The organism is Sphingomonas sp. ASY06-1R (assembly GCF_052180265.1).
Taxonomy (GTDB): Bacteria; Pseudomonadota; Alphaproteobacteria; order Sphingomonadales; family Sphingomonadaceae; genus Sphingomonas_I.
Genome location: NZ_CP197464.1, coordinates 624,617 through 643,006 on the forward strand (window position 1 = coordinate 624,617; position 18,390 = coordinate 643,006).

Genomic DNA, 18,390 nt, shown 5'->3' on the forward strand with positions numbered 1-18,390 from the left:
GTTTCCGAATCTGCGCTGGCGGACATCGAGGCGGCGTTGGCCGGTCTTCCTGAAGATCGCGCCGGCATCCGCCTGGGCGGCAATGGCGACCTTCGCCGCCACCTCGACGGCAATAGCCCGATCGGGCAGATCGCCGCGGCGGTGCTGGGGCCCGCCAGCTTTCCCGTCCGCGCCATCCTGTTCGACAAGACCGAAAAGACGAACTGGTCGCTGGGCTGGCATCAGGACCGCACCATCGTAGTGCGCGAACGCCGCGATGTTCCGGGATATGGCCCCTGGACCCGCAAGCAGGGCATGATCCATGTGGCGCCGCCGGCCGATGTGCTGGCGAATATGGTCACGCTTCGGGTCCATCTCGATCCGGTGCCCGACGATAATGCGCCCCTGCTGGTGGCGCGCGGCAGCCATGCTTGTGGCGTCGTGATGGAGGCCGACATCGAGCCCCTGGTGCAGCGATCGGACATCTTCCCCTGCTTGGCCGAACGCGGAGACGTGTGGTTGTACGCGACATTGATCCTGCATGCCTCCTCAGCCGCCACACGGCCCGCGCGGCGGCGTGTGCTGCAGATCGATTATACGTGTGCGCCGCTCTCGGATGGTCTTGAATTTCGGGGCGTTTGACCCTGGTCGCGGAACGTCCTCGCAGGCGATGCCGTTTAGCCTCCTCAATATGGAGGCATATCATGGCTGACACGGTGACACAGAAACGCGGTCTGACGACGTTCGGTTGGCTGGCTCTGGGCGGCGTCGCCGCCGCCTTTCTCAGCAGCAAGGACCGCCGCGACAAGGTTCTGAATTCCGCGAAGGGCTTTGCCGGCAAGTTCGGCGGCGGCAGTTCCCCGCGAAGCGGCGCCACCACCGCAGCATAACTATTGGTTTGCCCGGACGCCGGCTCGATGCGGCGTCCGGGCTATACCCGGCATCGCGTTCAGCGATTCAGGCCAAAGCTCGCATATCGGGCCGTCAACTCCTCGCCAGCGGCGATATCGGGGCGGCAATCAGTTCGTAATCGGCAGCAGCATGTAAGTTGGGTGCATCACGAATGCGCCAGGCAGCCGATCCGCGCGCCGTTGCGGATTCCGAAATCCTCGTAAAAGCGGCGCTCGGGCGAATCGGGCGCAAGGGTAGCGACGGTCCCTCAGTCGGCCATCGTCAGGATAGCGGCCCATTCCTCCGCGCGCACCGGGGTGACCGACAGGCGCGACTGGCGCAGCATTTCCAACGCCTGCAGCGCGGGCGCTGCCTTGATCGCCTCCAGCGGGACCGGCTTCGCCAGCTTGCGCACAGGTTTCACGGCCACGCTTGCCCATTTGCCGTCGTCGCCATCCGGCTGCCACGCGCGGGTGATCTCCATGATCCCGACCGCCGCTTTCTCGGTGTTGGAATGGTAGAAGATCGCCTGATCGCCGGGTTGCATCTCCTTGAGGAAGTTGCGCGCGGTATAGTTGCGCACGCCATTCCATTCGGTCCCCCCGTCGCGCACCAGATCGTCCCAGCTATACGCGTCCGGCTCCGACCGAAGCAGCCAATATCGCATCATGCGTCTCCTGGATTGCCGATGGCGAGGTTCATCCGCGCCGCCGCGATGAGGCGATCCGGATCGTCCTGCCAAGCGCTGACGGCGACGTTCGCGATGCGGCCGCCGACGCGGATAACCTCGCCGCAGGCATAAACGGCGGCGGGAAGGCCCGGCCGCATGAAATCGACGGTCACGGTGATCGGCTTGAAGATCGCACGTGCCTGATCCTGATCCTCCAGCGTGGCGTCGATCGCGGCGATGGCGGCAATCTCCAGCAGGCCGGAGATGGCGCCGCCGTGCAGCCCGCCCTGCAGGTTCAGCAAGCCTTCCGAAAAGGGCATGACCAGCAGCGGCGCACCACCATGTTCGCCATGCACCTGAATGCCCAGGAAATCGGCATAAGGAAGCAGCGTGACCGCGCTCATTGGGCGTCCCCCAGCAGCATATATGTGCCGGCCAGGTGCGCGATCGGATCGGCTGCATCCCCATCATGCGCGACCCCGCGCACGAAGGCGACGCGGCGGGTGAGACGATAGCATTCCGCGCGGCCGATCACGGGCTGGCCAACGCGCGACGGGCGCAGATAATCCAGCCGCAGGTCGAGCGTCGCCTGCCGCGCAAACGCGCCCCGGCGCACCCAGACCGCGAAGCCCGCAACCGTATCCATCAAAGAAACGATCGGGCCGGAGGCGAGGATGCCGCTGGTCGCGTCGGAAACGAGGCGCCGATCATAGGCCAAGGCGAACTCGCACCAGTCGGCGCCATGGGCGACATGGCGCAGCCCCAACGCCATGATGTGGCCGCCCTTGGCCGAGGCCAGAAATGTCACAGGGTCGAAGCGCTCGGGCATGCCTGTCGCATATGGAAGCCAGGTTACGGGGACAAGCGGTAGGGGGCGCGGGGGAAATAATAGTTTGATGGGCGGTCCCGCCGATCAGCTGAGCCGGTCGATCGCCTCGTCGCTGAGCGAGCCCGGGATGATCATCACCGGGCAGCGCATCTTGCCCGCATCCGCGCCGGCGAAATGGGCGACCAACAGCCCCGGGCCACCTTCCTTGGCGGCACCTAGCACCAAGGCGGCGATATCCGGTTTTTCTTTCAACAGGCCCTGAACCACCGCCACCGGCTCGCCATGGCGGACGATGATCTCAGGCTTGAGGCCGGTTTCCTTGATTAGGGCGCCGGCCGCTTCGGCGACCATGCCCTCGACCCGCAACCGTTCCTCTTCCTCCATCGCTGCCTGGACGCCGGACCATTGAACGAACTCGGCGGCGGGCACGAGCGCGAGAATCGCGATCGCCCCACCGGTCTTGGCGGCGCGGCGCGCGGCGAAGCGCAAGGCGGTCCGCGCCTCAGGCTGATCGTCGATAACGGTTAGATAGGTGCGCACGTGCGATAAGATCGCGCGTTCCGGCACTTGTGGCAAGCGAGCCTTGACCATCACGGCATGCTGTCCGAAAGGACGCGCCTGTTTGCCCCGCCCGGAGAGGCCCGCTCACCTATGCCGATCGAGATCAAGATGCCCGCTTTGTCCCCCACCATGGAGGAGGGCACACTCGCGAAGTGGCTCGTCAAGGAGGGCGATACTGTCAAGTCGGGCGATATCCTCGCGGAGATCGAAACCGACAAGGCGACGATGGAGTTTGAGACGATCGACGAAGGCGTCGTCGCCAAGCTGCTCGTCCCGGAAGGCTCCGACGGCGTTAAAGTTGGTGAAACCATCCTGATTCTGGCTGGCGAGGGAGAAGATGCCTCGGCCGCCGCGCAGACCAAGGCGCCCGCGGCCCCGAAGGCCGAATCCGCGCCGGCTGCCCCTGCCAAGGAGCCGGCGGCGGCCGAGAAGGGCTATGGCGCGAGCCCGGCCACCGACCCCACGCCGGAAGAGACCAATAAGGTTTCATCCGTAACGCAAAGCGGCGAATCCCGGGTCAAGGCGAGCCCGCTTGCGCGCCGCCTGGCCGAACAGCAGGGCGTGGACCTTGGCACGCTGAAGGGCTCCGGCCCCAACGGCCGCATCGTCAAGGCGGATCTTGAAGGCGCCAAGCCCAGCGCGGCCAAGCCGGCTACCGCAGCGCCTCAGGCGGCCGCGCCCGAGGCGTCCCGTCCCGCAGCCGCACCCGCGCCCGCGCCCGAGGGCGTGCCGTCGGAAACGACCAAGCTGTCCAACATGCGCAAGACCATCGCGCGCCGCCTCAGCGTATCCAAGCAGACCGTCCCGCACATCTATTTGACGGTCGACATCAATCTGGATGCGCTGCTGAAGCTCCGCGGCGAGCTCAACAAGGGACTGGAAAGCCGCGGCGTGAAGCTGTCGGTCAACGACATGCTGATCAAGGCGCAGGCGGTGGCGCTGATGGAAGTGCCGGCAGTGAACGTGCAGTTTGCGGGCGACACGCTGATCCAGTTCAAGCGTGCCGATATCTCGGTCGCGGTTTCGATCCCCGGCGGGCTGATCACGCCGGTCGTGACCAGCGCCGATACCAAGTCGCTGTCGGCGATCGCCAACGAAGTGAAGGATCTTGCCGGCCGCGCCCGCGAGGGCAAGCTGCAGCCGCACGAATATGCCGGCGGCACCGCGAGCCTGTCCAACATGGGCATGTTCGGAATCAAGCAGTTCGAGGCGATCATCAACCCGCCGCAGGCGATGATCCTCGCGATCGGCGCGGGCGAGAAGCGGCCTTATGTCGTCAATGACAGCCTGCAGATCGCGACCGTGATGAGCGCAACCGGCAGCTTCGACCATCGCGCGATCGACGGATCCGACGGCGCGGCCTTCATGGCGGCGTTCAAGCGCCTGTGCGAAAACCCGCTGGGCATGCTGGCTTGAGCAGCGACGATCCGGAACTTCCCACCGGAGAGCCCGCCATCCGGGTGGTCGCCATGCCGGCGGACACCAACCCCTATGGCGATATTTTCGGCGGCTGGCTGCTGAGCATCATGGACTCGGCCGCCGGCACCGTCGCCGCGCGTTTTTCGCGCGGACGCGCAGTGACGATCGCGATCGACGGCATGACGTTCCACCGCCCGGTCAAGGTCGGCGATGTCGTCTCCGTCTATGCCAATGTGGTCACGACCGGACGGTCGTCGATGAAGATCGAGGTTTCGGCCTGGCGCCGTGTGCGCGCGGGTGAGGAAACCGACCGCGTGACACATGCGCTGTTCACGTTTGTGGCCATTGGCGACGATGGGCGGCCGCGGGTGATACGCGAGTGAATCAGGCAGTTCCCCTCTCTCCAACCTCTCTCCCGCAAGGGGAGAGAGGCTTTAGTGGGGATCCCGGGAGCCTTAGCCCCTCCCCCCTTGTGGGGGAGGGGTTGGGGAGAGGGGGCATCAAGGATCGCGCGCGTTCGTTGCGGAAGAACCAGACTGATGCGGAGCAGCGCTTGTGGAAATTGCTGCGGGCCAAGCGGTTGGAGGCCTGGAAATTCAGGCGTCAGCTTCCGATCGGCAATTACATTGTCGATTTTGCCTGTCCTGCTGCGCGATTGATTATCGAGGCGGACGGCGGGCAACATAGTGAGAGCGCATATGACTCCCGGCGCGACGCGTGGCTTGCAGCGCAGGGCTGGCGTGTAATTCGCTTCTGGAACACCGATATCCTTAACAATGAAGAGGGCGTTCTCAGCGCGGTGCTTGCCGCGCTGCCCCCTCTCCCCAACCCCTCCCCCGCGAGGGGGGAGGGGCTAAGCGGAGCAACTCATGGCTGACACGTACGATCTTGCAATTCTTGGTTCGGGGCCGGGCGGCTATGTCGCGGCGATACGCGCGGCGCAGTTGGGCATGAAGGTCGCGATCATCGAGCGCGAGCGGTTGGGCGGCATTTGCCTCAACTGGGGCTGTATCCCGACCAAGGCACTGCTGCGGACGTCGGAAGTCTATCATTATATGACGCATGCCGCGTCCTACGGATTGACGGTCGACAAGCCGGGGTTCGACCTGCCCAAGGTGGTGGATCGCAGCCGCAAGGTGGCGGGCCAGCTCAATGCCGGCGTCAAAGGCCTGATGAAGAAGAACAAGGTCACCGTGGTCGAGGGCGTCGGCACCCTGACCGGCAAGGGCAAGTTTCAGGTCAAGAATGGCGACAAGACGACCGACATCGCTGCAAAGAACATCATCCTGGCGACGGGTGCCCGCGCCCGCGATCTGCCCTTTGCCAAGGCGGACGGCGATCGCATCTGGACCTATCGCCATGCGATGACGCCGAGCGAGATGCCGACCAACCTGCTGGTGATCGGATCGGGCGCGATCGGCTGCGAATTCGCCAGCTTCTATTCGGACATGGGTGCGAAGGTCACCATCGTCGAAATGCTCGATCGGATCCTCCCGGTCGAGGATCATGAGGTTTCCGCCTTCGTCCAGAAGCAGTTCGAAAAGCAGGGCATGAAGATCCTGCCGAAGCATGGCGTCGAAAAGCTCGATGTGAAGCCGGGGCGTTCGGTCACCGCCACGATCAAGCTGCCCAACGGCAAGACGGAGACACAGGAATTCAGTCATGTCATCGTCGCGGTCGGCATCGTGCCCAATACCGAGAATATCGGACTGGAAACGCTCGGCATCGAAACCGCGCGCGGCCATGTCGTGATCGATGAAATGTGCCGCACGAATGTCGAGGGCATCTACGCGATCGGCGATATCACCGGTGCGCCTTGGCTGGCGCACAAGGCAAGCCATGAGGGCATCATCGCGGTCGAGCATATGGCGGGCAACCACCCCCACGCGATGGACGTGCTGAAGATCCCCGGCTGCACCTATTCGCGGCCCCAGGTGGCGAGCGTCGGCTATACGGAGGCCAAAGCGAAGGAGCTGGGCTTCGAGGTGAAGGTCGGCAAATTCCCGTTCATCGGCAACGGCAAGGCGATCGCGCTGGGCGAGGCGGAGGGCTTCGTGAAGACGGTATTCGACGCCAAGACCGGCGAGCTGCTCGGCGCGCATATGGCAGGCCCGGAAGTCACCGAGCTGATCGAGGGCTACACCGTCGCCAAGCAGCTCGAGACAACGGAAGCGGACCTGATGGAAACGATCTTCCCGCACCCGACGCTGAGCGAAGCCATGCACGAAAGCGTATTGGCGGCCTATGGTAAGGTGATCCACATCTGACGACGGTCAGCCGGTCGCCGCATCCTTAAGCCATGCGCGGAACGCCGCCATGGCCGGGCTGTCCTTGCGGGACATGAGTCGCGTTAGCCAATAGCCGCCGGTCGTGATCTCGATCGCGAACGGCTGGACCAGCCGGCCGGCGATCAGATCGTCGGAGAACATGGCGGGTGGGGCGAGCGCGACCCCGAATCCGCCCTGGGCTGCTGCCACCATCGCAAGCGAGGTGTCGAATACCGGCCCGCGCAGGGAGGGGCAGGGCGCCCCTGCCTGTTCGAACCATAGCGGCCATTCGTCCGCGCGGTAGGAGCGCAGGAGCGTCTCGCGCGCCAGCGCCGCCGGCTCGCCCAGGCGTTCCGCCGTCGCCGGGTTGCATAAGGGCGCCAGGGGCGCGTCCAGGATCGGATCGGCATGCATGCCGTGCCAGGCGCCGTTGCCGAAGCGGATCGCCACGTCGAGGCCTTCGCCGGCAAGATCGACACGATTGTTGTTGGTCATCAGGCGCAGGTCGATGCCCGGATGGCCGCGATGAAAAGCGTCGAGCCGAGGAAGCAGCCAGCCGGTCGCGAAGGTGCCGACGACGCCGACGTTCAATACCTCGCGCAATCTGCCGTCGGCATAGAGATCCAGCGTCGCGCCGATCCGGTCGAACGCATCGGCCACGGCGGGAACGAGCGCCTGACCCTCCGCGGTCAGGGCCAGTCCGCGCGGCAGGCGGCGAAACAGCGGCGTTCCCAGACGTTGCTCCAGCGCCGCCACCTGATGGCTGACGGCGCCCTGGCTGACGCACAGTTCGATCGCCGCACGCGTGAAATTAAGATGCCGCGCGGCGGCTTCGAACGCACGCAGGGCATTCAGGGGCAGTTGGGCGCGATCCACGTCCCGTCATGAATCAAGCTCATGGCTCTGTCGAGATATGATGCTTTGTCCGCGCGCGCCTGTTCACCGCATGATCCACCCATCGATCAGGGAGGCATGTGGTGAACTATTCAAGATTTGTTTTGATCGGCGTCGCGGCGTCCGTCCTTCCATCGCTGGCGACGGCGGCGCGCGCCGCTCGCGACCCCCTGTTGCAGCCGGTAGCGCCGGAGGCGGCACGGGAATGGCTGACGCCCCAGCCGCCGCTCCATATTTACGGCAATAGCTATCTGGTGGGCTTTGGCGGGCTCAACGTCGCCCTTATCACGACATCGGCAGGCCTGATCCTGATTGATGGCGCGCTGCCGCAGGGTGTGGCCGCGATCGAAGCGAAGATCCGGCAGCTCGGCTTCAAGGTCCGCGACGTCAAATATATCCTCAGCACGGAGCCGCATTTCGATCATGCGAGCGGCATCGGTGCTTTGGCGCGCGATTCCGGGGCGATCGTGGTGGCGGGTAAGGCGGCGGTGCCGGCGCTGCAGAGCGGATGGCCGACCCCGGACGATCCGCAGGCGGGATATCGCGCGCATTATCATGGCGTCGGGCCGGTGCGCGGCGTCAGCGATGGCGCCGTGATCCGCCTTGGCGACGTTGCCGTTACGGCGGTGGCGGTGCCGGGCCACACGCCGGGCAGCACCAGCTGGACCTGGCGATCGTGCGAGGCGGGGCAATGCAAGATGGTCGTGTTCTCGGCCAGCCTGAATCCCATCTCCGCCGAAAAGTATCGCTTCACCGATCCGGCGCATCGCGCTCTGACGGACGGCTTCCGGCGAAGCTTCGCCAAAATGAAGACGCTGCCGTGCGACATCCTGATCACGGCCCATCCCGGCCAATCGGGCGGCGACATCAAGGCGGCCAAGCTGCAAGCTGGCGCAAAGCCGAACCCCTATGTCGATCCCCATGCCTGCCGCGACTATGCCGAGCAATCCGAAGATCTGTTCGATAAGCGGATCGCCGGCGAACAAGCGGGGCGGGGCAAGTGAGGGGGCTGAGTCTTGCGCTGGCCTTGGCAAGCGCGGCACCTTGCGCGGCGGCAATCTGGCAACCGGGTTACGGCGCTTCGCAGATGCCGTTATGGCCGGGCGCCGCACCGCACGTGCTACCGGTCAATGGACCGGAGACCATGACGGTCGACCCCAAGTCGAAGATTGGCGGCAAGACGGTTATCGAGATTGATCGCGTATCACGCCCGACCTTGACGCTGTATCGCCCGACCGGGCGTAACACTGGCGCGGCTGTGATCGTCTATCCCGGTGGTGGCTTCTGGATTCTGGCGATGGATCTGGAAGGGAGCGACGTCTGCGACTGGCTGACCGCGAAGGGCGTCGCGTGCGTGCTCGTCAAATATCGCGTGCCTGGTAACCATTTGTCTCCTCGATCGGGTCCCTATCCGGTCAACCCGGTCGCGCTGGAAGATGCGCAGCGGGCGATCGCGATGACGCGCTTCCATGCCCGGCAATGGGGCATCGACCCCTCCAAGATCGGCGTGCTCGGCTTTTCGGCGGGCGGGCATCTGGTCGCTGCGACCAGCACATTGCCCCGCATCTATCCGCCCGTGGACGCGATCGATCGGGCGAGCGTGCGTCCGGACTTCGGCATCGCGCTATATCCCGGGCATCTCTGGATCGACGAAGCGCGGTTCCAGCTGAATCCGGACGTGCCCGTCAGCGCCAGCACTCCGCCGCAATTCATCGTCCAGAACGAGGATGATCCGGTCGACGACGTCAACAATTCGCTGGTCTACTATCTGGCGTTGAAGAAAGCGGGCGTGCCGACGGAGATGCATCTCTACGCCAAGGGCGGGCACGCCTTCGGTCTGCGCCACGACCCGGCAAAGCCGGCGACCGACTGGCCCGGTCTGGCGGAGCGCTGGCTGCAGACGATCGGCATACTGCCCTAGCGCCGCCGGCCGGGTAAGGCCGGGCGGGCACGCCGCACGCCGAAGTGCGTGGCAAGCGAACCGAAGGCGCTTCCTGTCGCCCACGCTCCTCCCCTAAGAGGGCCGAATGGTGCGTGCGAGATCTTCCGCAGGATCGGTGGTCGGACGTTCGCGATCGCCTTTGCCCTGGGCCGTTGCGGCGGCCCTGTTGTTCTGCGCGGCGCTGGCGATGCGGTTTCCAGGCGTCGCCATGTATGACAGCGTGACCCAGTATCAGCAGGCGGCCAGCGGCAGCTATGACGATTGGCACCCGCCGATCATGGCGCATGCCTGGGCGCTGCTGAACCATATCCATGGCGGCACCGGCCCGTTCTTCCTGGTCCAGATGCTCTTGTGGTGGTCGGGCCTGGGCTTGCTCTCGGTGGCGCTTGGCCAGCAGCGGCGGCACGGCGCGGCGGCGTTGGTATTGCTGGTCGGCATCGCGCCGCTGTGGCTGGGCTGGACGACGGTGGTGTTGAAGGACGCCCAGATGGCCTGCTGCCTCGTCGCCGCGGCCGGGCTGGCCGGCTATTGGCGGTTCGACCGGCGCAACATGCCGATATCGGCGGTGGTGCTGACCGCCCTGTTGCTGATCTATGCGACGCTGGTGCGCGGCAATGCGGTGTTCGCGACAATACCCTTTGCGATGGCGTTGACGGGGTGGCCGCGGCGCGACCGCTTATGGGTTCAAGTGCTGGCCGGCGTCGTGCTGACGCTGGCGGTGCTGGCGATAAGCCCTTTCATCAATCATCGCCTCTTGCGCGCGGCACCGAGCGGCGTCGAGCGCGTGCTGCCGCTCTATGACATGACGGGCATCGCGCATTACGCACGATTGCCGAGCATCGCTGCCGTCCCGCCGGCTTTATGGGCGGAATCGGAGCAGAAAGGCTGCTACACCCCCTATTATTGGAATCCCTACGGGGAAGATCGGCAATGCGGCGGCATCGGCACGGCGGCTGTCTTCGAAGATGGGGCCGAGCCGCATCTGATGCGCGACTGGATCGGCCAGGTCTTGCGCCATCCGGTCGCTTATGCGCGGCATCGCTTGAGCCACCTCAACTCCAACCTGCGCTTCTGGGTGCGCGGATCGGAGCCGGATGCCATTCCGCCGATCGATAGCGAGCCGAACAAGGACGGATTGGGCGCGCGCCCCACGGCCGGGGCAAGGCTGCTGATATCCGCGGCAACGATCATGCTGGCGACACCCCTGGGCTGGCCGGTCTTCTGGCTGGCGATCGCAGGCGCCTTGACCTGGGCTTCGGCCGGACGAACGGAACCGCAGGCGCGCCTCGGCCGGGCGCTTGCCATTTCCGCCCTGTGCATGAGCGGCAGCTTCGCGGTCGTCAGCATCGCCAGCGACCTGCGTTATCATCTGTGGTCGATGGTGGCGGCAGCGTTGGCGCTGATCCTGCTGATCGATGCGCGCGCGCTGGATCGGCGGCGTGCCCTCATCTCCGGCGGGCTGGTGCTGGCCGTGGTCGCGATCGGGCTGGTGGCGCGGCTTGGTGCGGCGGCGCCGGTCTATATACCGGTGATGCCGCCGGCCACCGCCTCGACCTCGTGAGAGGTCAACCCGGTCGTTAGGCACCAAGGTGGCAGTGCTACGCATTGCCAGCGCGATCCCCAGCGTTAGACGGATGCGCTGCAAATGGGGGATTCTATGCGGATATATCGATCTTGTGTGATGGCGCTTGGGCTGGTTGCAGGCGCGGGACAGGCTGCGACGGTCGTCACGGCGGCACATATGATCGATCCCGTGAAGGGCGTGCTGGTCGATAATGCGATGGTGGTGATCGGCGACGACGGGCGCGTTCAGGCGCTTGCCGCAGGCAACAGCGCGCGGCCGATTATTCCGGCCGATGCCAAACGGGTGGACCTGGGCGACGTCACGATCCTGCCGGGCCTGATCGACATGCATGTCCACCTGACCAGCGATCCGACCTTATCGGGCTATCAAGGGCTGGAATATACCGACAATTTCTGGACGGTGATTGGCGTCCCCAATGCCAGGAAGACGCTGGACGCGGGGTTCACCACGGTACGGATGGTGGGTTCCAGCAATTATGACGACGTCGCGCTGAAGCAGGCGATCGATCATGGCTATATTGCGGGCCCCCGGATCGTGCCCGCAACCTATGCCATCGGCGTCACCGGCGGCCATTGCGATGCGACCGAATATCCGCCGTCGGTGAAGGTGCCGGCGCCCGGTATCGCCAACAGCCCGGGCGAGTTCAGAGGGCTCGTCCGGACGTTGCGCAAATATGGGGCGGAGGTGATCAAGGTCTGCATGACCGGTGGCGTGCTTTCGAAGACCGACTCGGTCGGCGCGCAGCAGCTGTCCTATGACGAGATCAAGGCGGTCGTCGACGAAGCGCATATGCTGGGCATGCGCGTCGCGGTGCATGCGCATGGCACGGATGGGATCAACGATGCGTTGCGCGCCGGGGTCGATACGATCGAGCATGCCAGCCTGGCCGATGCCGAATCGTTCAAGCTCGCCAAGGCGCATGGGGCATGGTTCGACATGGACGTCTATGACGACGATTATATCCTGGCCGAAGGCGCCAAGAATGGCGTGTTCGCGGAAAGCCTGGCCAAGGAAAAGATGATCGGCCTTAAGCAGCGGCAGACCTTCCGCGCCGCCCACGCCGCCGGCGTGAAGATGTTGTTCGGGACCGATGCGGGGGTCTACCCCCATGGCGACAATGCCAAGCAATTCGCGAAGATGGTCGAATGGGGCATGACGCCGATGGAGGCGATTCGCGCGGCAACCTCGGACGCGGCGATCGCGCTCGATCGCGCCAATGATGTCGGCCAGCTGACCCCCGGCCACTTCGGCGATATCGTCGCGGTTGCCGGCGATCCCAGCACGGATGTGCGCCTGCTGGAACATCCCGCCTGGGTGATCAAGGGCGGGCAGGTTGTGCTCAGTCCGTCGCGCTGATGGCGGAGAGCAACAACAAGCTGGTCCTGCTGGCGGCGCTGGCCGCCAATCTCGGCATCGCGGCGGCCAAGTTCGTCGCGGCCGCGCTGACGGGATCCTCGGCCATGTTGACCGAGGGCGTTCATTCGGTCGTGGATTCCACCAACCAGCTCTTGCTGCTTTATGGCGAGCGGGCGTCGCGCAAGCCGCCCGACGATCTTCATCCGCTGGGCTATGGCCGGGAACTCTATTTCTGGAGTTTCGTGGTCGCGATCCTGATCTTCGCGACCGGGGCGGGCCTGTCGATCTATGAAGGCGTGCACCACGTTTTGCACCCGGTCCGGGTCGAGGATGCGACCGTCGCCTATATCGTGCTGGCGGTTTCCTTTCTGCTGGAAGGGGCATCGTGGCTGACCGCCTTGCGCGAGTTCCGGCGCACGCAGGGCGATCTCGGCTGGTGGCAGGCGATTCGGCGCTCCAAGGATCCGGCGACGTTCATCGTGCTGTTCGAGGATTCGGCCGCCTTGTTCGGGCTGGTGATCGCGGCGATCGGCGTATCGCTGGCCCACTGGACGGGGGAGCCCATGTGGGACGGCGCCGCCTCGATCGTAATCGGCGTGGCGCTGGCCGTCGTCGCCTTCATGCTGGCACGCGAATCGAAGGGGCTGCTGATTGGCGAACGTGCCGATCTGCGCCTGATCGCGGCGATCCGGACAGCGTTCGAGGCGCGCCCGGAAGTGACCGCCGTCCAGGAGATCATCACCATCCATATCGCGCCTCGCCGGGTCTATGTATCGGCGAGCATCGATTTCGAGGATGACGTGCCAGTCGGGGTGGTGGAGCGCCTGATCGCGGAGACCGAGGCGTCGCTGCGCGAAGCCTGGCCGCAGATCACCAGCGTCTACATCAAGCCGAAGGCGCGGCCGGCCTGATCCCCTTATATTGCCAGATACGGCGGAAATATCTCTTCCGGGGCACTTCGGCGACCAGCCGGTAATCGCGTGCCAAGGCGCGGTCTAACATGAGGCGGGTCTTCGGATTGGCGGCCTTTCGCTGCTCTTCCAGGCGCTCGGGCGTACGCCATTGCGGTTGCAGCACGCCGTCGACGATCACGGCCGGGTGCGTGGCGATCAGCCGCCGCATCTCCGCGGTCGGATCGACGCCGATCGACGGCGCCTCGAGCGCCTCCGAAAGGTGGTAGGGGAAGAAGAATTTGGTCGCCCCCGGGGCCTGCGTGATCAGATACAGGATCGGTTCGCCGTCATAGATGTACAGCGATCCGCCGTGGCGGGATTGGTCGATGATCGATGCGACCCGTTCGATATAGTCGGCCTGACCCTTGCGGAGGGTGATGATGTAATAGCTTACCGGCGTCGCGATCACCCCGATTGCCGCCAATATGCCGGCCAGGCGCAGTCCGGTCCGGCGCTTGCCATGGATGATGTCGAACGCGGGCGCGATCGCTGCGCAGAGCGACACCAGCAGCGGCAGCGCATAATGGTCGTAATAGGTACCAAAGATCAGCAGCCCGACCGTCGCGGCACCGAACCATTGCACCAGAAATGCATGCGCCCGATGGCCGTGCGTTCGCCAGGGCTGTCCACGTCGCGCGATCAGCAGCGCCAGGAGCAGTGGCGCCATCAGCAAGACGATGATGCCAAGTCGTCGCAGCAGTTCCGGCGCCGGCGCGTTGCCGCGCTGGAAGATCGAGACGAAGTTCACATAGACGAAGGCCTGCGTCTGCCCGATCGCCACATAGGCCAGCAGCATTATGCCGGTCGGAATTAGCGCGATCCCGGCCCAGATGAGCGCTTGCGCCACGGTGCTGGCCGGCTTGGCGCTCGCACGCCATTGCCGCCAGGTAAGGGACAGCCCGAAAAAGACGCCCTCGAACACGGCGGAATATTTGATCTGCAGCGCCAGCCCGCATAGGATCATCGCCACCGCGCCCAACCGGAAGCGCCGCGTCGGGCTCACGTCCTCGCCCATGGCGTTGAGCGTTATCAGCCCCGCACCCGCCATCAACGCATTATAGAAAACCGGAGACTGGCCGCCCTGGCCGGTGAAGAAATCGAGCCATAGGAGGTAGATCGCCGCCGCGATCCAGCTGGCACGTGCGCTCGCCACCCTGCTGGCGAGCTTGCGGATGAGCAGCGCGGTGGCCCAGGCGAACAGGGCTGCAACAATCTGATATTGGTAGATGCCCGTGCCGCCGAGCAGCCTTATGCCCGCATAGAGCAGGAAAAGCCCAACCGGCTTTCGATCCCAGATGTCCACATAGGGGACCGCCCCGTGCAGCATGCGGTCGCCGATCACCAAATAATATTGTTCGTCGACCTGGATGACCGGATCGCCAAACCAGATGCCGCGCACCGCGATTGCAAGCGCGAGCAACATCAAGGGGCCGACCCAGCTTCGGGCGGGCGGTAAGTTCCAGGAGGTGAGTCCGGCGGGGCGTGCGGTCCGCTTGCGTGACGCGGGGGCGGAACCGTCGTCGCGGGGATGTGGCGGGCTCATCGGTCCGCTTGCCAACTTATCGAGTATAATATGCATTTAGTCTCGCCTTGACCGAGGCCCGCGCCAGCGTGTTGGGCCTAACGGCCCGATGTGTCGTTTCCGTCTATTGCTACGCTACAACGAACCTTCCACACGGTAGACGCCGCCGATCGCGGACTCCCGTTGACGCTCAGCTGCTCCCCAGTTATATGGCCGCTCGCTCGCGGGCCCTATCGGGGCTCATGCGGGTGCACTGAACATTGCCGATGCTTGGCAGGCCCCGGGTGGCAAACCCCATCTGGGCCGTTATCGCATTCCGCCGTTTCGACGGCAGCATGAGGTGCTGGCACGGTAAAGTAACCCTGTGAAAGGTGAAGGGCTTCATGCCAACGATTAACCAGTTGATCCGTAAGGGTCGTGAACCGCAGATCGCCAAGTCCAAGGTGCCTGCGATGGAAAAGAATCCGCAGAAGCGTGGCGTTTGCACGCGCGTTTACACCACGACCCCGAAGAAGCCGAACTCGGCGCTGCGTAAGGTGGCCAAGGTCCGCCTGACGAACTCGCGCGAAGTGATCAGCTACATTCCCGGCGAGGGCCACAATCTGCAGGAGCACTCCGTGGTCCTGATCCGCGGCGGCCGTGTGCGCGACCTTCCCGGTGTGCGCTATCACGTTCTGCGCGGCGTGCTCGACACCCAGGGCGTCAAGAACCGCAAGCAATCCCGCTCCAAGTACGGCGCCAAGCGTCCGAAGTAAGCCGATCGGCACGATCGTCCGATCACCCGGCTGAAGTTTAGAGAAAGAAGAAAAGATGGCTCGTCGTCGTCGTCCAGAAAAGCGCGAAATCCTTCCCGATCCGAAGTTCGGGGATGTCGTGCTGTCCAAGTTCATGAATTCCGTCATGCTCGACGGCAAGAAGTCCACCGCCGAAAGCATCGTGTACGGTGCGCTCGAAACGGTCGAGACCCGTGCCAAGCGCGAGCCGCTGGCCGTGTTCCACGATGCGCTCAACAATATCCGTCCGGGTATCGAAGTGCGCAGCCGCCGCGTCGGTGGTGCGACCTACCAGGTTCCGGTCGAGGTTCGCCCGGAGCGTAGCCAGGCGCTGGCCATTCGTTGGCTCATCACCGCCGCGCGCGGTCGTTCGGAGCACACCATGTCGGCGCGCCTGTCGGGCGAGCTGATGGACGCCGCCAACAACCGCGGCAACGCGGTGAAGAAGCGCGAAGACACGCACCGCATGGCGGAAGCGAACCGCGCCTTCTCGCACTACCGCTGGTAAGGCCGGACGCTCTAGCGCCCGTTCAAATCATACCTACATAGTGGGGAGCCGGATCGTCCGGCTCCCCACATCGCTAAGGAAGCTCACGTCATGGCCCGCAGCCATCCGCTCGAGAAGTATCGCAATATTGGCATCATGGCCCACATCGATGCCGGCAAGACGACCACGACCGAGCGCATCCTGTATTATACCGGCAAGTCCTATAAGATCGGCGAGGTCCATGAGGGCACCGCCACCATGGACTGGATGGAGCAGGAGCAGGAGCGCGGGATCACGATCACGTCCGCTGCCACGACGTGCTTCTGGAACGATCACCGCATCAACATCATCGACACTCCCGGCCACGTCGACTTCACGATCGAAGTCGAGCGTTCGCTGCGCGTGCTCGACGGCGCGGTTGCGTGCTTCGACGGCGTTGCCGGCGTGGAGCCGCAGTCCGAGACGGTATGGCGCCAGGCTGAGAAGTATCACGTGCCGCGCATGTGCTTCGTCAACAAGCTCGATCGTACCGGCGCGAGCTTCGAGCGTTGCGTCGACATGATCAAGGACCGCCTGGGTGCGCGTCCGGCCGTCCTGTATCTCCCGATCGGCATCGAAGGCGGCTTCAAGGGCCTCGTCGACCTGGTCGAGAATCGCGCGATCATCTGGCTCGAAGAGTCGCTGGGTGCGAAGTTCGAATATCAGGACATTCCGGCAGACATGGCGGATGCCGCTGCCACCGCGCGTTCCGAGCTGATCGAAATGGCGGTCGAGCAGGACGACGAGATCATGGAAGCGTATCTGGAGGGCAACGAGCCCGATACGGCTACGCTCAAGAAGCTGATCCGCAAGGGCACGCTGAACTTCTCGTTCGTGCCGGTGCTGTGCGGTTCGGCGTTCAAGAACAAGGGCGTGCAGCCTTTGCTCGACGGCGTCGTCGATTATCTGCCCAGCCCGCTGGACATCAAGGACGTCGAGGGCCTGAAGCTCGACGGCGAGACCGCCGATTCGCGCCCGCCGCGCGACGATGCGCCGATGTCCGCGCTCGCCTTTAAGATCATGAACGATCCGTTCGTCGGCACGCTCACCTTTGCCCGCATCTATTCGGGCAAGATGGATACGGCCTCGGTCGTGTTGAATTCGGTCAAGGACAAGAAGGAAAAGGTTGGCCGCATGCTGCTGATGCATGCCAACAGCCGCGAGGACATCCAGGAGGCATTTGCCGGCGACATCGTCGCTCTGGCGGGCCTGAAGGATACGACGACCGGTGATACGCTCTGCGCGCAGAACGCACCGATCATCCTCGAGCGGATGGAATTCCCCGAGCCCGTGATCGAGCTTTCGGTGGAGCCGAAGACCAAGGCCGACCAGGAGAAGATGGGCGTCGCGCTCAATCGCCTCGCGCGCGAAGATCCGTCGTTCCGCGTGTCTTCGGACAATGAGAGCGGCCAGACCATCATCAAGGGCATGGGCGAGCTCCATCTCGAGATTCTGGTCGATCGCATGAAGCGCGAGTTCAAGGTCGAGGCGAACATCGGTGCGCCGCAGGTGGCCTATCGCGAATCGCTCAGCCGCAAGGTCGATGTCGATTACACCCACAAGAAGCAGTCGGGTGGTTCGGGTCAGTTCGGTCGCATCAAGATCACGGTCGAGCCGGGCGAGCGCGGCCAGGGCGTCATCTTCAAGGATGAGGTCAAGGGCGGCAACGTACCGAAGGAGTATATTCCTTCGGTCGAGAAGGGTATCCGCGAGATCGCGGCGACCGGATCGAAGATAGGCTTCCCGATCATTGATTTCACGGCGACCCTGACCGACGGTGCTTACCATGACGTCGACTCGTCGGCGCTGGCGTTCGAAATCACCGCTCGCGGCGCGATGCGCGAAGCGGCGCAGAAGTCCGGGATCAAGATCCTCGAGCCTATCATGAAGGTCGAGGTCGTGACGCCGGAAGATTATCTGGGCGATGTTATCGGCGACTTGAACAGCCGCCGCGGCCAAATCCAGGGCACCGACAGCCGGGGCAATGCCCAGGTCGTCGAGGCGATGGTCCCGCTGGCGAACATGTTCGGCTACGTGAACCAGCTCCGCTCCTTCACCCAGGGGCGTGCGCAGTACACGATGCAGTTCAGCCACTATGACGAGGTTCCGGCGAACGTGGCGGAAGAGGTCGTCGCAAAGCTGGCATAAGCCAAAAAAGCTGCTATTGGCGCGCTCCGCGAGCGGGGCGCGCCCCTTTCTCCCAATATATCGAAGCAAGGTAGG

General features: G+C 64.4%; 20 protein-coding genes. 14 read left to right on the plus strand and 6 right to left on the minus strand.

What is annotated here, in order from left to right; genetic code table 11:
- The first annotated feature begins 24 nt into the window (after positions 1 to 24).
- Positions 25 to 621 carry a phytanoyl-CoA dioxygenase family protein gene (locus ACSBM8_RS03125; protein ID WP_442681472.1) on the plus strand — a complete coding sequence of 199 codons (597 nt, stop codon included), beginning with the start codon at positions 25 to 27 and terminating at the stop codon, positions 619 to 621.
- 62 nt (positions 622 to 683) lie between these two features.
- Positions 684 to 869 (plus strand): hypothetical protein, encoded by a 186-nt coding sequence (locus tag ACSBM8_RS03130; RefSeq protein ID WP_442680213.1) that lies wholly within the window; start codon positions 684 to 686, stop codon positions 867 to 869.
- Between the two features lie 269 nt (positions 870 to 1,138).
- On the opposite strand, the gene ACSBM8_RS03135 is transcribed toward ACSBM8_RS03130, so the two are convergent.
- The 4 genes from ACSBM8_RS03135 to ACSBM8_RS03150 form a co-directional block, all read right to left on the minus strand.
- Positions 1,139 to 1,537, minus strand: a complete 399-nt coding sequence (locus ACSBM8_RS03135; RefSeq protein ID WP_442681473.1) for an EVE domain-containing protein — start codon at positions 1,535 to 1,537, stop codon at positions 1,139 to 1,141.
- A complete protein-coding gene (locus tag ACSBM8_RS03140; protein WP_442680214.1) occupies positions 1,537 to 1,944 on the minus strand; it encodes a PaaI family thioesterase in 408 nt (135 codons plus the stop codon). The genes ACSBM8_RS03135 and ACSBM8_RS03140 overlap by 1 nt, the downstream gene beginning before the upstream one ends.
- Positions 1,941 to 2,369, minus strand: a complete 429-nt coding sequence (locus tag ACSBM8_RS03145; RefSeq protein ID WP_442680215.1) for a PaaI family thioesterase — start codon at positions 2,367 to 2,369, stop codon at positions 1,941 to 1,943. Before ACSBM8_RS03145 ends, ACSBM8_RS03140 begins: the two co-directional genes overlap by 4 nt.
- A gap of 84 nt (positions 2,370 to 2,453) precedes the next feature.
- Positions 2,454 to 2,909, minus strand: coding sequence for a universal stress protein (locus ACSBM8_RS03150; protein WP_442681474.1), 456 nt, complete (start codon positions 2,907 to 2,909; stop codon positions 2,454 to 2,456).
- Between the two features lie 111 nt (positions 2,910 to 3,020).
- Between ACSBM8_RS03150 and ACSBM8_RS03155 the strand changes: the two genes are divergently transcribed.
- From ACSBM8_RS03155 to lpdA, 4 genes are all read left to right on the plus strand, one after another.
- Positions 3,021 to 4,346: a pyruvate dehydrogenase complex dihydrolipoamide acetyltransferase gene (locus ACSBM8_RS03155; RefSeq protein ID WP_442680216.1), complete on the plus strand. Its 1,326-nt coding sequence runs from the start codon at positions 3,021 to 3,023 to the stop codon at positions 4,344 to 4,346.
- 53 nt (positions 4,347 to 4,399) lie between these two features.
- Positions 4,400 to 4,732 (plus strand): acyl-CoA thioesterase, encoded by a 333-nt coding sequence (locus ACSBM8_RS03160; protein WP_442681475.1) that lies wholly within the window; start codon positions 4,400 to 4,402, stop codon positions 4,730 to 4,732.
- Positions 4,733 to 4,869: 137 nt separating this feature from the next.
- Positions 4,870 to 5,226, plus strand: a complete 357-nt coding sequence (locus tag ACSBM8_RS03165) for an endonuclease domain-containing protein (RefSeq protein WP_442680217.1) — start codon at positions 4,870 to 4,872, stop codon at positions 5,224 to 5,226.
- A complete protein-coding gene (gene lpdA / locus ACSBM8_RS03170) occupies positions 5,219 to 6,616 on the plus strand; it encodes a dihydrolipoyl dehydrogenase (RefSeq protein ID WP_442680218.1) in 1,398 nt (465 codons plus the stop codon). The genes ACSBM8_RS03165 and lpdA overlap by 8 nt, the downstream gene beginning before the upstream one ends.
- 6 nt (positions 6,617 to 6,622) lie before the next feature.
- Here lpdA and ACSBM8_RS03175 read toward each other — a convergent pair whose 3' ends face one another.
- Positions 6,623 to 7,492, minus strand: coding sequence for a LysR family transcriptional regulator (locus ACSBM8_RS03175; RefSeq protein ID WP_442680219.1), 870 nt, complete (start codon positions 7,490 to 7,492; stop codon positions 6,623 to 6,625).
- Positions 7,493 to 7,593: 101 nt separating this feature from the next.
- Between ACSBM8_RS03175 and bla the strand changes: the two genes are divergently transcribed.
- The 5 genes from bla (at position 7,594) to ACSBM8_RS03200 (ending at position 13,304) form a co-directional block, all read left to right on the plus strand.
- Positions 7,594 to 8,514 (plus strand): subclass B3 metallo-beta-lactamase, encoded by a 921-nt coding sequence (gene bla, locus ACSBM8_RS03180; RefSeq protein WP_442680220.1) that lies wholly within the window; start codon positions 7,594 to 7,596, stop codon positions 8,512 to 8,514.
- Between the two features lie 140 nt (positions 8,515 to 8,654).
- The gene (locus ACSBM8_RS03185) at positions 8,655 to 9,431 is read left to right on the plus strand and encodes an alpha/beta hydrolase (RefSeq protein WP_442680221.1); all 777 of its coding nucleotides are present in this window, start codon (positions 8,655 to 8,657) and stop codon (positions 9,429 to 9,431) included.
- A gap of 106 nt (positions 9,432 to 9,537) precedes the next feature.
- A complete protein-coding gene (locus ACSBM8_RS03190) occupies positions 9,538 to 11,013 on the plus strand; it encodes a hypothetical protein (protein WP_442680222.1) in 1,476 nt (491 codons plus the stop codon).
- Positions 11,014 to 11,109: 96 nt separating this feature from the next.
- The gene (locus tag ACSBM8_RS03195; protein ID WP_442680223.1) at positions 11,110 to 12,393 is read left to right on the plus strand and encodes a Xaa-Pro dipeptidase; all 1,284 of its coding nucleotides are present in this window, start codon (positions 11,110 to 11,112) and stop codon (positions 12,391 to 12,393) included.
- Positions 12,393 to 13,304 (plus strand): cation diffusion facilitator family transporter, encoded by a 912-nt coding sequence (locus tag ACSBM8_RS03200; protein ID WP_442680224.1) that lies wholly within the window; start codon positions 12,393 to 12,395, stop codon positions 13,302 to 13,304. The genes ACSBM8_RS03195 and ACSBM8_RS03200 overlap by 1 nt, the downstream gene beginning before the upstream one ends.
- On the opposite strand, the gene ACSBM8_RS03205 is transcribed toward ACSBM8_RS03200, so the two are convergent.
- On the minus strand, positions 13,279 to 14,769 hold the full coding sequence (locus ACSBM8_RS03205) for an ArnT family glycosyltransferase (RefSeq protein ID WP_442680225.1): 1,491 nt from the start codon (positions 14,767 to 14,769) through the stop codon (positions 13,279 to 13,281). The genes ACSBM8_RS03200 and ACSBM8_RS03205 overlap by 26 nt on opposite strands.
- 482 nt (positions 14,770 to 15,251) lie before the next feature.
- Between ACSBM8_RS03205 and rpsL the strand changes: the two genes are divergently transcribed.
- The 3 genes from rpsL to fusA all read left to right on the plus strand — a co-directional run bounded on the left by rpsL (position 15,252) and on the right by fusA (position 18,315).
- Positions 15,252 to 15,623, plus strand: coding sequence for a 30S ribosomal protein S12 (gene rpsL, locus ACSBM8_RS03210; RefSeq protein WP_442681476.1), 372 nt, complete (start codon positions 15,252 to 15,254; stop codon positions 15,621 to 15,623).
- A 55-nt stretch (positions 15,624 to 15,678) separates the two neighbouring features.
- Positions 15,679 to 16,149 carry a 30S ribosomal protein S7 gene (gene rpsG, locus ACSBM8_RS03215; RefSeq protein WP_442680226.1) on the plus strand — a complete coding sequence of 157 codons (471 nt, stop codon included), beginning with the start codon at positions 15,679 to 15,681 and terminating at the stop codon, positions 16,147 to 16,149.
- A 90-nt stretch (positions 16,150 to 16,239) separates the two neighbouring features.
- Positions 16,240 to 18,315: an elongation factor G gene (gene fusA, locus ACSBM8_RS03220; RefSeq protein ID WP_442680227.1), complete on the plus strand. Its 2,076-nt coding sequence runs from the start codon at positions 16,240 to 16,242 to the stop codon at positions 18,313 to 18,315.
- Positions 18,316 to 18,390: the final 75 nt, after the last annotated feature.